This is a genomic window from Rheinheimera tilapiae (genome assembly GCF_042432165.1).
Lineage (GTDB): Bacteria > Pseudomonadota > Gammaproteobacteria > Enterobacterales > Alteromonadaceae > Pararheinheimera > Pararheinheimera tilapiae.
This window is the reverse complement of sequence record NZ_JBHLXP010000001.1, coordinates 2,072,295-2,084,797: the sequence shown is the minus strand read 5'-3', so window position 1 is coordinate 2,084,797 and position 12,503 is coordinate 2,072,295. Positions and strand designations below refer to the sequence as shown.

Sequence of the window (12,503 nt, the reverse complement as noted above, 5' to 3'; positions counted from 1 at the left end):
TAAGTGTTGAAGCTGTTAGAACGAAACCTTCAAAGTGTGAATGTCAGCTCAGCCGACTCCTGTGTGCCGCTGAGTAATTTTTCAATTTTGTCGCGCAGATTCATTTTGTCGTCAATAAATGCCACGCCAATGCCAGCCGGGCTGGTATTTTGCGCGCCCTGAGGAGTAAGCCAGGCAACTTTGCCGGAAACAGGGATCGATTCCAGCGCATCTGGCAAAGTGACCTGTAAGGCCAGCGACTGGCCCATTTTGTAGTGCCGGCTGGTGCGTACAAATAATCCACCTTGCTTAAAAAACGGCATGTAGGAGCGGTAAAGCTCTTTCAGATCTGCAAAATCTAACGTGAGTTCTTCCATGCGGTCCTCAGCGGAGCAGTTGATGTAAGTCCAACAACAAAGTTGTCAGCGCCAATGATTTATTCTGCCCCAAAATCCGTTGTTCGTCACGACACCAACGGGCGACGCGTGAAAATAGCTGCGGCGGTGGTAATTGCTGTTGCTGTAAAGTCCAGTGTCGCACCGTGTAATACAACAACGCAGCCAGTTCCGGTTGTGATTCCAGCTGCTTTTGCAGCGCCGCTAATCCCACGCCACTTTGTAAATAAGCCTGTAATGCTTTTAATTGCGCTGCCAGTGTCAATGCTTCGCCGCTGTGTTGTAACGTGAGGGCTTTTAGTGGCGCGCCGCCGCAAAGTTCGAGCAAAAAATCAGGCACCGGATCAGGGCTTTGTTGCGCCAGCCATTGCCGGCTGTCATCACCATATTGCGCCGGTATGTCCCAGCGCTGACAGCGCGATAATATTGTCGGCATCAATTGCTCAGCAAAAGCCGTGTACAGGATTAGAAAACTACGTTGACCTGGTTCTTCCAGCGTTTTTAACAAAGCGTTGGCGGCAGACTCAGTCATTTTTTCTGCCTGTGGCACCACCACAACACGAGCGCCTCCCTGCTGTGGAGAGCTTTGCATCAGCAAACTGATATCGCGGATCTGATCGACCGATATGCTACTAGTCACCTCAAGCAACAATAAGTCTGGATGATGCCCGGCCTTACCGAGCAAACAGCTTTTACAATGTCCGCAAGCACCATCAGGTAATGGATCCAGACAGAGCAGCAAATGCGCCAGCTGCTTCGCCAAGATATGTTTGCCAATCCCGGCAGGACCGGTCAACAAAATGGCATGATGTAATTGTTCCCGGCACGCCAGTTCAAACAGACGCCGCTCGGTATGTTGCAGCCATGGCAATGAAGTGGTCACGCGAAATGTCGCTCCAGTGCGCCTGCTAATAGCTGTTGTACAGTTGCCAGAGGCTGGGATGCGTCAATCACGACAATATGTGGCTCGACCGCTGCTACCGCCAGGTATTTCGCCCGCGCCCGCTGAAAAAAAGCCAGTTGTTCCTGTTCAATCCGATCTAGCGCGCCACGGGCACGAGCGCGCTCTAATCCTAGTGCCGGATCAATGTCCAAGTACAAAGTCAGATCAGGCCGCAGATCACCCAGCACTAGATGACGAATCGGGTCCAGCACTTCATCCGGAATTTGACGACCGCCGCCCTGATAAGCGCGGGATGATAAATCGTGCCGATCTGCCAATACCCAATCACCGCGCTGCAAAGCCGGGTTAATCACATTGTGCAGTAATTGCGCGCGCGCTGCGTACATCAACAACAGCTCCGTCACTGGCGACACTTGTTCCTGCTGCACTGATTTCACCAGCGTACGAATTTGCTCAGCCAGTGGTGTTCCCCCTGGCTCTCGCGTTTGAACCACATGATGGCCCTGACGGTTTAACCACTGATATACCGTGTTGATCGCCGTGGTTTTGCCCGCGCCTTCGAGGCCTTCAATGACTACAAAACGGCCTTTGTTCATGATTTTTTCCCAAAAATATACTGTTGCACGGCCCGATTATGTTCACTCAGACTAGAAGAAAACTGATGAGTCCCATCGCCCCTGGCGACAAAATACAGTTTATCTGAAGCAGCTGGTTGTGCCGCAGCCTGCAATGACCCCCAACTCACCAAAGCTATAGGCCCGGGCGGTAATCCAGCATAAACATAAGTATTATAGGGGTGCGGGTCTTTTAAATGTTCACGTTTAATATCGCCCTGATAGCGTTCGCCCAAGCCATAGATCACTGTTGGGTCCGTTTGCAGCCGCATCTTGATCTGCAACCGGTTAACAAACACCGACGAAATTAATGGCTTTTCAGGTAGGTGGCCGGTTTCTTTTTCGATGATCGACGCCAAGGTCAGCAATTCATAGCGATTTTGCAACGGCAACCCACTTTGTTTATCCCGCCAGGCCGCATCAAGCTTTTCCAGCAACGCCTTGTTAGCTCTTTTCAGCAGCAGCGATAACTTTGTGTTCGCGGTATAAAAATAAGTTTCCGGAAATACCAACGCTTCGGCGGATACCGGCTGCGGTCCCCAATCGGCCGGCCAGGATAACAATGCCCGAACTGAGGTTAGGCCCGCCACATCGACCTCGAGATAAGGCAATGCACTAAAAGCCTGTAGATTTTGCGCCAAAGTCCAGCCTTCGCGCAGCGTCAGACTAAATTGCGCCACTTTGCCACTGCGAGCCAGCTGTAAAAACTGTTGCAACGACATCGGTTGCACAGCGTAAACTCCAGCCTTTAGCTGGCGAAGCTGTGGCTGTAACAGCGATTGCAGTTTCAGCAGCTGACAGTCAAGAACCGTCATTTGTTGCGCTTGTTGCCATTGCCGGCACAACGCCGATAAATTACTGCCCGCTTTAACTTCATAATAGGCCGCAGGAAATTGCAGCGGAGTTAGCAGCACTTGCTGCAATTCGTTGCGAAGTCCGAAAGCCGCGACGGCCATAAGCGCCAGACTTTGCAGCAAAAACTTTTTCATTCAGCGATCCTGTAGTAATACATCAACTTGTTGTTGTAGTTGTAAGGCGGGTTCCACATCGAGCGGACGGCCGGCAACTGAAAGCACTGGCACTATACCTGTCAGGGCGTTACATAAAGCCATCGCCGTCACCTGTGCTATGTCTGCCAAAGGCAGCAGCGTTGTGTTGACTAATCCTGTATCCAGCAATAACTGGCGCATCACACCAGCGACACCGGCTTGTTGCAACTCAGGTGTCCACCATTGTCCGTCTCGCCACAGCAACAAATTAGCGGCTGTCGCTTCAATTAAAAAATCCTGTTGGTCACAGACCAGTAAGTCGTCAAACCCGCTTTGTTCAGCTTCGCGTTTCAGTAACACTGTCTCGAGGCGACTGCAATGTTTGATGCCGGCGAGCAACGGCTGCTGCGCGAGGCGCATCTGCGCCAGACCCAACCGAACACCGCGTTCGCGGACCTGTTGATAGTCTGGTAGTGGCGCAGTCCAGCAATACAACTGCGGTGATAAGATGCCAAGCGTGCCATAACCCCGTGCGCCCTCGCCTCTGCTAATCAGAACTTTCAGTACCTGCTCCTGTGCGCTGATGGTCGCCAGCACTTGCTGCAACACAGCGGCGTCATTCATCGCAGCAAACCCAAGCCGTTGCATCGAATGGCAAAGACGCTGCCAGTGCAGCGACCAGAGTTGCGGTCGTCCGGCGCGAATACGGACCGTGGAGAATATTGCATCGCCATACTGAAAACTGCGGTCGGATGATTGGATCTGCATCGGGTCTGAATTTAAAGCATTAATAGCGGGAGTATGCCTGAAAAATTCTTACGGATAAATCGCAGGCTGTTGAAGAATCAATTAAAACAAAAGGCTGCCAGGCAGCCTTTTGTGATTTAATTGCGATAGAAAACGTCAGATCTTCCTGAACAGGATCGAGCCGTTCGTGCCACCAAAGCCAAATGAATTGCACAGCGCATATTCCATTTTTGCTTGACGGGCTTGATGCGGTACATAGTCCAGATCGCAGCCTTCATCCGGGTTGTCGAGATTAATCGTTGGTGTCACCACCTGATCCTGCAATGACAACACTGTGATAATAGACTCAACTGAGCCTGCTGCACCTAGCAGGTGGCCAAGCATAGACTTGCTCGAACTGACCATCAGGCCTTCTGGCTTAGCACCGAACACGGATTTGATCGCCATCGTTTCTGCGATATCACCGGCTGGCGTAGAAGTACCATGCGCATTTATATATTGCACCTGCGAAGGGTCTACCCCTGCATCGCGCAATGCATTCACCATGGAAGACGCGGCACCGCGACCATTTTCTGGTGGTGAAGTCATATGATATGCATCACCACTCATACCAAAACCAACTAATTCAGCGTATATCTTCGCGCCGCGGGCTTTAGCATGTTCATATTCTTCCAGCATCACCACACCAGCCCCATCACCGAGCACAAAACCATCGCGGTCTTTATCCCAAGGACGGCTAGCTTGTTGTGGCGCATCGTTGCGGGTTGATAATGCACGTGCCGCGCCAAAACCGCCCATACCAAGTGTGGTTGAGGCTTTTTCAGCACCGCCTGCTAACATCGCGTCGGCATCACCATACGCAATCATCCGGGCGGCATGGCCAATATTGTGCACGCCCGTGGTACAGGCAGTCACAATACTGATATTTGGTCCCTGCAATCCCAGCATGATCGACAGATGACCGGAGATCATATTGATGATGGTCGAAGGCACAAAAAACGGTGACAACTTGCGTGGACCGCTGGCCAACAGTTTCTCGTGATTTTCTTCAATCAGACCAAGACCACCAATACCAGAGCCGATGGCAGCGCCAATCCGGCCGGCATTCTGTTCAGTGATCTCAATGCCGGAGTCGCGGAAGGCCTGAATGCCTGCGGCCACGCCGTACTGAATAAACAAATCCATTTTCCGTGCTTCTTTCGCCGGGAAAAAGTCTTCGACTGCAAAGTTTTTAATTAAACCGGCGAATTTGGTGCTGTACGCTTCAGTGTCAAAATGCGTGATAAAATCAACACCGCTTTTGCCTTGTTGTAACGCTTGCCAGCTCGATGCCACATCATTGCCCAGCGGCGTCAGCATCCCCATTCCAGTAACAACGACCCGACGTTTAGTCACGTTATCCTCCACAACAACCCTCGGTTGTTTGCAATCCCACGGTTTTTCACCGCCACAAATAAAAACGGGTAGCCTGCGCTACCCGTCTGCATCGCGCCAGGCGATGACCTCACGCCTTATTCAGCGTGGGCTTTGATGTAATCGATAGCAGATTGCACTGTCGTGATTTTTTCTGCTTCTTCATCAGGAATTTCGGTATCGAATTCTTCTTCCAGCGCCATGACCAGTTCAACTGTGTCTAATGAATCAGCGCCCAGATCGTCAACGAAAGAAGCTTCGTGTTTTACGTCTTCTTCTTTAACGCCTAACTGTTCGATGATAATTTTCTTAACGCGTTCTTCGATGTTGCTCATCTTTTCTTCCTTTTTCTCATATAAATCGCAACAGTTCGTGCAATTTTGTGTGGCGGCTAGTTTAGTGGTTCAGTCAGATCGATGCAAGTCATGCGTTTGGCATTTCCTGCTGGTCAAACCTGATATTTAAACCATGTACATGCCGCCGTTAACGTGAATCGTTTCACCGGTAATATACGCGGCCTGGTTCGAAGCCAGGAACGCGACAGTGGCCGCAATTTCTTCAGGTTGTCCCAGACGATTCGCCGGTACCTGACCAAAGATCGCTTGTTTTTGCTCTTCCGTCAGCTCCTTAGTCATATCGGTGTCGATAAAACCAGGCGCAACAGCGTTGACAGTTATACCACGAGACGCCACTTCTTTCGCAAGAGATTTTGTAAAACCAAGCACACCGGCTTTTGCAGCAGCGTAGTTCGTTTGCCCTGCATTGCCCATAGAACCCACAACAGATCCGATGGTGATAATACGGCCAAAACGTTTTTTCATCATGGTACGCATCACAGCTTTACTCATGCGAAATACTGATGTCAGATTGGTTTGCATGATATCGAACCATTCTTCATCTTTCATCCGCATTAACAGATTATCGCGGGTGATACCGGCATTATTGACGAGAATATCGATATCGCCAAACTGAGCTTTGATCGTTTCGAGGCATTGTTCAATCGATTCAGGACTCGCGACATCAAGCACCAGTCCCTGTCCAGTGCCAAGATAATCGCTGATGGCCTGCGCACCTTTTTCGCTGGTGGCGGTGCCTATCACTTTTGCGCCCAAGGCCGCCAGTTGTTCAGCAATTGCGCGGCCGATGCCACGGCTGGCACCCGTCACTAATGCAACTTTGCCGTCCAGAGAGATAAAAGCAGTCATAAAATTCCTTATTCTTTGGCTGCAAGCGCAGCCTGAAACGAAGCAACGTCATGGACCGACGTCGTCAGCAACTCTTTGTTAATGCGCTTAATTAAGCCGCTTAATACTTTACCTGCACCCAATTCGATGACCTCAGTAACACCCTGAGTCACCAGAAACTCGATGGTTTCAGTCCAGCGTACCGGACTGAACAGCTGCCGGATTAGTGCATCCTGAATGGACGTGGCCTCAGTGGCAACCGCAACGTCGACATTGTTCACGACGGAAATGACAGGGGTATTAAAATGCAGAGACTGCAGGTCTGTCGATAACTGCTCTGCAGCCGGACGCATTAAAGCACAGTGGCTGGGAACGCTGACCGGCAAAGGCAAGGCCCGTTTGGCACCAGCGGCTTTACATAACTCATTGGCACGCTCAACAGCAGCTTTGTGGCCCGCGATGACGACCTGACCAGGCGAGTTGTAATTCACCGGAGAGACGACTTCGCCTTGCGCTGCGTCTGCACAGGCTTTTGCAATCAGCGCATCATCCAGACCGATAATCGCTGACATAGCACCAGTGCCAGCAGGAACCGCTGTTTGCATATACTGACCACGTTTTTCGACGAGTTTCACCGCATCCGCCAGGCTCATCACACCGGCGCATACTAACGCTGAATATTCGCCCAGCGAATGACCTGCAAGGAATGCCGGCTTGGTGCCGTTTTGTTGTTGCCATAAGCGCCAGACTGCCACAGAAGCTGTCAGCAACGCTGGTTGGGTCCGATGTGTTTCATTCAAATCAGCTTCTGGACCATTCGCCACTAAAGCCCATAAGTCATAATTAAGCGCTGCTGATGCTTCAGCAAAAGTCTCACGGACAATGGCATATTCAGCATACAGATCTGCCAGCATACCGACAGACTGTGAACCTTGTCCCGGAAACACTAATGCAATTTTTTTAGTCATTGTTGTTCTCTGAAAATTCTATCGTTAATCAATAACGAACCAGTGCTGACGCCCAGGCAAAACCGCCGCCAAAGGCTTCCAGTAATAAGGTTTGACCTCGTTTAATCCGGCCATCACGTACCGCTTCGTCTAACGCGGTCGGTACCGTTGCTGCCGAAGTATTGCCATAACGGTCCAGGTTGATCACCACTTGGTCCATCGACATATCCAGCTTACGCGCGACTGCAGAAATAATGCGAAGATTAGCCTGGTGCGGCACCAGCCAGTCAATCTGCGATTTCTCCAGATTGTTTGCCGCGAGGGTTTGTTCAACCACTTCAGATAATTTAGTAACAGCGACTTTAAAGACGTCGTTGCCTTTCATAGCGCCCCAGCTGTCGTGCACGGACGATTCGATGCCACGACGCGGATTGTCGACATAAAGCAATTCGGAATACTTACCGTCGGCATGAATATGAGTCGACAAAATACCTGGCTGTTCAGAAGCTTCCAGCACGACAGCACCGGCGGCATCGCCGAACAAAATGACCATAGAACGGTCTTCCGGACTAACTAACTGCGACAGGCAATCGGCACCAATGACTAACACCCGTTTCGCCATACCACCTTTGATGTATTGGTCGGCGATACTCAGCGCATAACAAAAACCGGCACAGGCTGCAGCGATGTCAAAAGCTGGGATCCCAGGAATTTCGAGCTCGCGCTGAACCTCGCAGGCGGCACTTGGCAGTGCGCGTGAAGCACTGGTCGTTGCCAGAATAATCATATCAAGGGAGTTTTTATCAATGCCGGCAGCTTCGATAGCTTTTAATGCGGCTTGTGTGCTCATGGTGGCGACAGTTTCATCTTCACCAATGATTCGACGTTCACGAATACCGGTGCGTTCGATGATCCATTCGTCGGTGGTTTCCACCATATCTTCCAGATCCGCATTGGTGCGGACTTGCGCCGGAAAATAACTTCCGGTGCCTATAATGCGAGAATACATGCAGACCTACGCTTTATCGATTAATACGTGTTCCAACCGGTCTTTTATTTTTGCGGGCACCTGGCGTTCAACCTCGCGCACCGCCTGCCGGATGGCACTGAGAAATGCTTCTTTTGTCGCATTTCCATGACTTTTCACTACAATTCCGCGCAATCCTATCAGACTTGCACCGTTATAGTGGTCGGGGTTCACGCCGGTGCCGATACTTTTTAGTAACGGTTTAATCATCCAGCCGAATAAATGGGCAGACATGCTGTTTTTCAGCGCCTGTTCGAAGCGTTTAATGATGAGTTTCGCCACACCTTCACAGGTTTTCAGTGCAACATTGCCGACAAAACCATCACAGACGATCACATCTGCTTTGCCGGAAAAAATGTCGTTGCCTTCGATATAACCGATGTAGTTGATGTCAGAACACTCTGACAACAATAAGGAGGTGCGTTTAATCTGGTCCGAGCCTTTGATTTCCTCTTCGCCCATGTTGAGCAAAGCGACTTTCGGCTGATGTATTGATTCGACCTCTTCAGCCATCACTGCACCCATCACCGCAAATTGAAACAGCGTGTCAGAATCACAGTTGACCGTTGCACCGAGATCCAGCATAAAAACCGGGGTGCCGACCGTTGTTGGCAAGGCACTAATCAGCGCCGGTCTTTCTATGCCATTGAGCATCTTCAGCACGTAATGCGCCATTGCAATCAAAGCACCTGTATTGCCGGCACTGACACAGGCCTGAACTTTCTGTTGATCGACTAAATCGAGTGCCACCCGCATCGAAGAATCACGTTTTGTACGCAAAGCTACAGACGGCTTGTCAGTCATCAGAACTTGCTGTGACGCATGCTGAATTTGCAGTTGAGGATGTGAAGAAATTCCTGAATCGGTCAAAGCCTGCTGGATAGCAACTGTGTCGCCGACAAGGATAAGGTCAAGTTGGGGGTTTTCGCTGACAGCGGTTATCGCCGCAGGAATAGTAGATAGGGGGCCGTGATCGCCCCCCATCATATCTAACGCAATTTTAAGTCTGGATGGTTGCACTTGGTGCACCGGGACTTATTTTACTTTGCGGCCTTTGTAAAAACCGTCAGCAGTAATGTGGTGACGACGATGCGTTTCACCAGTTGTTGCGTCTACTGACAGCGTTGGGCCAGTCAGCGCGTCGTGTGAACGACGCATGTCGCGGCGGGCGCGAGATTTTTTGTTCTGTTGTACAGCCATGGTCTTTCTCCTAAAAAATCACTTTTTCTTCAATTCTTGCAGAATTGCAAATGGGTTCGGTTTCTCTGGTTCTGGCTCTATCTCACCCCAGCTCATCTGCACCTTATTCGGGTCACATTGACCTTCATCGTGCATCGGAAACAGTGGCAAAGCCAGAATTAATTCGTCCTCAACCAATTGCCGCAGGTTCACTTCGCCGTGTTCGTCTGTTTCGATCACGTCGTAGCGTTGTGGAATCTCTTCTTGAGCCGAATCATCCCCTTTCACCGGGGTATATGCAAAACTACTGTTTATGTTCAGCGTCATCTCATCGCCGCAACGTTCGCATCTGACCTGAACCGTACATTGGGCTTCGCCCTCTATATAGACCAGACCTTGTTCATCGTTACCGCAGTGAACAATCACCGCTACATCACCATCTGTATTAGACAACTGTTCTGACAACCGGGTCAGATTTTGCAGCTGCAGGATCCCGTCGAAGCTACTGCGCTTTTGGGCAGTGCGGTACGGATCGATGGTGACAGGTATTTTTACTTTTTGCATAAGGCGCGCATCATATAGATTGATCCTATTGCTGTCAAAGGGTTGATCAGACTTTTGTTAACTTTTCTGACGCTAAATTTCGTGAAAAATATTATAGTGCTGGCCTTATTATAAAACGACATCAAATGCATAAAGGTAGCCCATGGCCAAATCATTATGGTTAGCATCTACGTCAGTGTACCGTCAGGCACTGTTACAAAAACTGACGACGAACTTTCAATGTGCAAAACCTGAAGTCGATGAAACTGCGCTAAGCACAGAAACCCCGGAACAGCTGGTACTCAGGCTCTCAGCAGCAAAGGCGCAAGCTGTAGCAAATCGCTTGCAAAACGATGGGTGCCCTGCATTGGTTATAGGGTCCGACCAGGTTGCTGTATTCAACGGTCAGATCCTGGGTAAGCCCCATACCGAAGAACGCGCTTTTGCCCAGTTACGTAGTTTTAGCGGCCAGTCTGTATTGTTTTTAACCGGTCTATCGGTCGTAGATAACGAATCAGGCCGGACAGATACAATCTTGGATCGCTTTATTGTAGAGTTTCGTCATTTATCAGACGACGAAATCAACTGCTATATAAGACGCGAACAACCGCTGAATTGTGCCGGCAGTTTTAAATCTGAAGGACTTGGCATTACATTATTCGAAAAAATGACCGGCGATGACCCCAATAGTTTGATCGGATTGCCGCTGATCCGCCTGCATCAGATGCTGAAAAATTTTGGTGTTGATTTGTTGTTGCAAGGACAATAAGAGCTAGTGACCTTGCAGCATTAAGGAAAAATGTCTAATAACGCCGTCAAATTGTCGACCACTGCAAGCGGGTTGAACGGAGCAAATTCGGCGTGACCATGCACGCCGTGAGTCACGCCAATACGTGGCATCTCGATACTATGCGCCATCATCAGGTCATAACGGGAATCACCAATCATCACCGCCTGCGCCGCAACAAGCTGCAGTTCGCTGAGAATATGCTGCAGCATTTGCGGATGCGGTTTACTTTGCGCTTCATCGGAACAGCGGCTGGTAATAAAATGATGCCCGGTCTTCGTTTCTGCAAACATCCTGTCTAAACCACGTCTAGCTTTGCCAGTCGCGACTGCCAGTTGATAGCCACGCTGACGTAAGGTACTGAACACCAGCTCGGCCCCTTCAAATAAAGGCGTGGGGGTTTTGTCGACGTTACTGTATACATCTTTATAGTGTTCAGACAGCAGCTCCCGTTCAGCCACGGTACTATCAGGAAACAACGTCTTAAACGCGGGTTCCAGTGATAAACCAATGATTTGCTTTGCGGCGTGCTCAGTAGGCACAGGTAAGGTCAGACGCTCGGCTGCAATTCGTACAGAATTGACAATTTTGCCTACTGAATCCATTACCGTGCCATCCCAGTCAAAGATCACGACTTTTACATCTAACATAACCACACCTGTTACTGCTGCGTTGTTATTTTTTGACCAGCTTGGTCAGAATTTGCGCCAGAGCTTTGTCTAGTGGCGCTTCAAAGGTCATCCGTTCTGCCGACACCGGATGCTGAAAACTAATCAGCTTCGCGTGTAAAAACAACCGGTTCAGCCCTAGTGCATTCATCTGTCCGGTGAACTCGTTGTCGCCATATTTGTCGTCACAAGCTATCGGATGGCCATTACACGCTGTGTGAACGCGGATTTGGTGGGTACGGCCGGTGACCGGAAATGCTTCAAGCAGCGTACCTTCAGCAAAGCGTTGCAGCACTTTAAAGCGCGTTTCAGATGGTTTGCCGTCCCGCTCATCAACCCGGACTATCCGCTCGCCGCTTTGCAAAGTGTTCTTTTTCAGTGGTTCAGTGACTTTCTTGATTTTGCCATCCCACTGCCCTGCGACTAATGCCCAATATTTCTTCTCGACCACTTTTAACCGCAACTGCTCATGGAGCGCAGTGAGGATGGAACGTTTTTTCGCAATCAACAGACAACCCGAGGTATCCCGATCCAGGCGATGCACCAGTTCCAGAAACTTAGCCTGCGGACGTAATGCCCGTAGCGCTTCAATTGCGCCAAATTGCAAACCACTACCACCATGTACTGCCATGCCGGTCGGTTTGTTTAGCACAATTAACTCATTGTCTTCATATAGGATATGACTTTCCAGAGTTTTGACTGCAGTTAGTTTGACTGATACTGGGTCAGATTCAGCCGCTACCGTCATCGGCGGTACCCGGACCTGGTCACCTGCCTGTAACTTATACTCTGGTTTGATCCGGCCTTTGTTGACCCTCACTTCGCCTTTGCGCACGACCCGGTAGATCACACTTTTAGGCACGCCTTTAAGGCGGGCCAACAGAAAATTGTCGATACGTTGACCGGCGAATTCTGCATCTACATCAATAAATTGCACTGGGGTTTTTCTTTCATCAGTCATGCGTTTTTGCTGCTACATTTAGGTTGCTAATGGACTTTAATTAATGGGATAATCGACCCGCTAATTGAGCCAAAATGGCCATTAGGGCGCTCAGAAAGACGTAAGAGAAGCTGTGAGGCACCGGTCGGGACGCAGATCATACCGAATCCGTGGTGAAAACCAACGA

At 50.0% G+C, this 12,503-nt stretch carries 16 protein-coding genes; 1 reads left to right on the top strand and 15 read right to left on the bottom strand.

The window, feature by feature from the left end; all coding sequences use genetic code 11:
- Positions 1–29: 29 nt before the first annotated feature.
- The 13 genes from ACFFJP_RS09035 to yceD all read right to left on the bottom strand — a co-directional run bounded on the left by ACFFJP_RS09035 (position 30) and on the right by yceD (position 9,942).
- A complete protein-coding gene (locus tag ACFFJP_RS09035) occupies positions 30–356 on the bottom strand; it encodes a PilZ domain-containing protein (RefSeq protein WP_377242615.1) in 327 nt (108 codons plus the stop codon).
- A gap of 7 nt (positions 357–363) precedes the next feature.
- Positions 364–1,257 (bottom strand): DNA polymerase III subunit delta', encoded by an 894-nt coding sequence (gene holB / locus ACFFJP_RS09030; protein WP_377242612.1) that lies wholly within the window; start codon positions 1,255–1,257, stop codon positions 364–366.
- Positions 1,254–1,874: a dTMP kinase gene (tmk, locus tag ACFFJP_RS09025; protein ID WP_377242610.1), complete on the bottom strand. Its 621-nt coding sequence runs from the start codon at positions 1,872–1,874 to the stop codon at positions 1,254–1,256. The genes holB and tmk overlap by 4 nt, the downstream gene beginning before the upstream one ends.
- Entirely contained in the window at positions 1,871–2,881 is a 1,011-nt protein-coding gene (gene mltG / locus ACFFJP_RS09020) for an endolytic transglycosylase MltG (RefSeq protein WP_377242608.1), read from the bottom strand. The genes tmk and mltG overlap by 4 nt, the downstream gene beginning before the upstream one ends.
- Positions 2,882–3,649 (bottom strand): aminodeoxychorismate lyase, encoded by a 768-nt coding sequence (gene pabC / locus ACFFJP_RS09015; protein ID WP_377242606.1) that lies wholly within the window; start codon positions 3,647–3,649, stop codon positions 2,882–2,884.
- 135 nt (positions 3,650–3,784) lie between these two features.
- Positions 3,785–5,023, bottom strand: coding sequence for a beta-ketoacyl-ACP synthase II (gene fabF, locus ACFFJP_RS09010; protein ID WP_377242604.1), 1,239 nt, complete (start codon positions 5,021–5,023; stop codon positions 3,785–3,787).
- Between the two features lie 116 nt (positions 5,024–5,139).
- Positions 5,140–5,376, bottom strand: coding sequence for an acyl carrier protein (gene acpP / locus ACFFJP_RS09005; protein ID WP_031564929.1), 237 nt, complete (start codon positions 5,374–5,376; stop codon positions 5,140–5,142).
- A 126-nt stretch (positions 5,377–5,502) separates the two neighbouring features.
- Positions 5,503–6,246, bottom strand: a complete 744-nt coding sequence (gene fabG / locus ACFFJP_RS09000; RefSeq protein ID WP_377242602.1) for a 3-oxoacyl-ACP reductase FabG — start codon at positions 6,244–6,246, stop codon at positions 5,503–5,505.
- Positions 6,247–6,254: 8 nt separating this feature from the next.
- A complete protein-coding gene (gene fabD / locus ACFFJP_RS08995; RefSeq protein WP_377242600.1) occupies positions 6,255–7,193 on the bottom strand; it encodes an ACP S-malonyltransferase in 939 nt (312 codons plus the stop codon).
- 28 nt (positions 7,194–7,221) lie between these two features.
- Positions 7,222–8,181 carry a beta-ketoacyl-ACP synthase III gene (locus ACFFJP_RS08990; protein WP_377242598.1) on the bottom strand — a complete coding sequence of 320 codons (960 nt, stop codon included), beginning with the start codon at positions 8,179–8,181 and terminating at the stop codon, positions 7,222–7,224.
- 6 nt (positions 8,182–8,187) lie between these two features.
- Positions 8,188–9,228 carry a phosphate acyltransferase PlsX gene (gene plsX / locus ACFFJP_RS08985; protein WP_377242596.1) on the bottom strand — a complete coding sequence of 347 codons (1,041 nt, stop codon included), beginning with the start codon at positions 9,226–9,228 and terminating at the stop codon, positions 8,188–8,190.
- Positions 9,229–9,234: 6 nt separating this feature from the next.
- The gene (gene rpmF / locus ACFFJP_RS08980; protein WP_031564938.1) at positions 9,235–9,399 is read right to left on the bottom strand and encodes a 50S ribosomal protein L32; all 165 of its coding nucleotides are present in this window, start codon (positions 9,397–9,399) and stop codon (positions 9,235–9,237) included.
- 18 nt (positions 9,400–9,417) lie between these two features.
- Positions 9,418–9,942, bottom strand: a complete 525-nt coding sequence (yceD, locus tag ACFFJP_RS08975) for a 23S rRNA accumulation protein YceD (RefSeq protein ID WP_377242594.1) — start codon at positions 9,940–9,942, stop codon at positions 9,418–9,420.
- A 142-nt stretch (positions 9,943–10,084) separates the two neighbouring features.
- On the opposite strand from yceD, the gene ACFFJP_RS08970 reads away from it, so the two are divergent.
- A complete protein-coding gene (locus tag ACFFJP_RS08970; protein WP_377242592.1) occupies positions 10,085–10,690 on the top strand; it encodes a Maf family protein in 606 nt (201 codons plus the stop codon).
- Positions 10,691–10,710: 20 nt separating this feature from the next.
- On the opposite strand, the gene ACFFJP_RS08965 is transcribed toward ACFFJP_RS08970, so the two are convergent.
- The gene (locus tag ACFFJP_RS08965; RefSeq protein WP_377242590.1) at positions 10,711–11,358 is read right to left on the bottom strand and encodes an HAD-IA family hydrolase; all 648 of its coding nucleotides are present in this window, start codon (positions 11,356–11,358) and stop codon (positions 10,711–10,713) included.
- Positions 11,359–11,383: 25 nt separating this feature from the next.
- Positions 11,384–12,337 (bottom strand): 23S rRNA pseudouridine(955/2504/2580) synthase RluC, encoded by a 954-nt coding sequence (gene rluC / locus ACFFJP_RS08960; protein ID WP_377242588.1) that lies wholly within the window; start codon positions 12,335–12,337, stop codon positions 11,384–11,386.
- Positions 12,338–12,503 lie beyond the last annotated feature (166 nt).

Coding starts and splice junctions, on each gene's coding strand:
- ACFFJP_RS09035 (WP_377242615.1), bottom strand. CDS start 356: ATGGAAGAACTCACGTTAGATTTTGCAGATCTGAAAGAGCTTTACCGC.
- tmk (WP_377242610.1), bottom strand. CDS start 1,874: ATGAACAAAGGCCGTTTTGTAGTCATTGAAGGCCTCGAAGGCGCGGGC.
- mltG (WP_377242608.1), bottom strand. CDS start 2,881: ATGAAAAAGTTTTTGCTGCAAAGTCTGGCGCTTATGGCCGTCGCGGCT.
- pabC (WP_377242606.1), bottom strand. CDS start 3,649: ATGCAGATCCAATCATCCGACCGCAGTTTTCAGTATGGCGATGCAATA.
- acpP (WP_031564929.1), bottom strand. CDS start 5,376: ATGAGCAACATCGAAGAACGCGTTAAGAAAATTATCATCGAACAGTTA.
- fabG (WP_377242602.1), bottom strand. CDS start 6,246: ATGACTGCTTTTATCTCTCTGGACGGCAAAGTTGCATTAGTGACGGGT.
- fabD (WP_377242600.1), bottom strand. CDS start 7,193: ATGACTAAAAAAATTGCATTAGTGTTTCCGGGACAAGGTTCACAGTCT.
- ACFFJP_RS08990 (WP_377242598.1), bottom strand. CDS start 8,181: ATGTATTCTCGCATTATAGGCACCGGAAGTTATTTTCCGGCGCAAGTC.
- rpmF (WP_031564938.1), bottom strand. CDS start 9,399: ATGGCTGTACAACAGAACAAAAAATCTCGCGCCCGCCGCGACATGCGT.
- yceD (WP_377242594.1), bottom strand. CDS start 9,942: ATGCAAAAAGTAAAAATACCTGTCACCATCGATCCGTACCGCACTGCC.
- ACFFJP_RS08970 (WP_377242592.1), top strand. CDS start 10,085: ATGGCCAAATCATTATGGTTAGCATCTACGTCAGTGTACCGTCAGGCA.
- ACFFJP_RS08965 (WP_377242590.1), bottom strand. CDS start 11,358: ATGTTAGATGTAAAAGTCGTGATCTTTGACTGGGATGGCACGGTAATG.
- rluC (WP_377242588.1), bottom strand. CDS start 12,337: ATGACTGATGAAAGAAAAACCCCAGTGCAATTTATTGATGTAGATGCA.